The 1384-nt window shown below is 32.9% G+C and carries 1 protein-coding gene; it reads right to left on the reverse strand.

All coding sequences use genetic code 11. From position 1 onward, the window contains the following. Positions 1 to 99 precede the first annotated feature (99 nt). A complete protein-coding gene (locus CQA75_RS08855) occupies positions 100 to 1290 on the reverse strand; it encodes a phage tail sheath family protein (protein WP_137624592.1) in 1191 nt (396 codons plus the stop codon). Positions 1291 to 1384: the final 94 nt, after the last annotated feature.

Consider the following 1384-nt stretch of genomic DNA (forward strand, 5'->3'; position numbering starts at 1 on the left):
AGGTATTCTATTAAACATTTTTTCTCCTTTTTTGATTTCGCTGTGAAAAACGAGGTTTTATCTAAAGATTCTTTCTAGCAAAACTCACTATTTTTTAAATCAATCCGCACTGATGATTTTAACCAAATCATCAGCCCATTCATCACTATAAATAAGCTCGAGTGTGATTTGTTTTACTATAGGGTTATTCATCATCTTAATATTAAGATAAAATTTACCCGCGCTGATATTTGCATTTGTATTACGCTCCTCATCCCAGCTCACTTCATAGCCAATTAAGACTTTTGCTCCTTTTAAATCTCTTAAAAGTTCTTCCACGCTTATTTTGATAAAGTAAAGCTCACTTGCTTTTTTATCAATCGCTTTAAAACTTGCTTTTTGGGCAGCAATTGCAATACGATCAAAAGTTCTTACTCTTGCTAAATCTTGCCAAATTGTATCTTCATCACTTGTTTCTCCACCCCAAGAGCGATAACCTTCACAAAGTATGCAAGTAGAAATATGACTTTTTCTAAGGCGATCTGCATCGCAATCTTCACCCATCACAAAATCAATAAAATGTTCCACTCCAGTAACGCCATTCATCACGCGATTAGAATAAGAATCACTAAAGCCATATTCTGTATCTCCATCTGTATGGGCTATTAAACCTGCAATGATAGGAGATTGTGGAACATAAGCGTATTTTCCTTGTGAGTTTAAAATTTGAACTTGAGGCCATGCGGCAACCAATCTTTTAGAACTAAAAGCTTCCATAGTGCTGATAGCTTCTCCTGTATTGTTAGCATATAAATCCACAATAGCAGTGATATTCATAGCACTTGCTATGCTTTCAAGTTTAGCTTTTATACCTGCTTCACTTGAATAATAAGGTGCTATGATAATATCAGGAGTAAAACCTGTGCGATGTTTGGCTTTTTTAAAAGCTTCTATTGCATTTAAACAATTTGTTAGGTTTGTAGCCTCCTCATCACTTTCTTCAAAGAAACTAATAATAATCACACAAGCAACATCTTGATTGTCTATACAAGTTAAAGAATCTAAGAGTCTAAAATCTTGCAAATTGTTTTCTTTGATTAAATCTTTTGTAAAATCAATCGCCTTGCTTACATTTGAAAAAGCAAAGATTGGCATTTCATCTGTGTTTTCGTATCCTGCTTTTGTATAAAGCATTTCTTTATTAGCACCTTTAATACAAGCAGCAATTCCTATAGGTGTATCACTTTGAACTTTAATAGGACTTGCCGCACCATTGCTAATATTATAATTTACTCCATATTGTGCCGCCATAATTTACTCCTTGTTTGATTTTTTTGTATTTTTAGATTTTAATTTTTTAGATTTTAAACTAGCAGAATCTTGTTCTTGTTTAGAAATTTCAAAT

This window comes from Campylobacter taeniopygiae (assembly GCF_005406225.1).
Lineage (GTDB): Bacteria > Campylobacterota > Campylobacteria > Campylobacterales > Campylobacteraceae > Campylobacter_D > Campylobacter_D taeniopygiae.

Coding starts and splice junctions, on each gene's coding strand:
- CQA75_RS08855 (WP_137624592.1), bottom strand. CDS start 1,290: ATGGCGGCACAATATGGAGTAAATTATAATATTAGCAATGGTGCGGCA.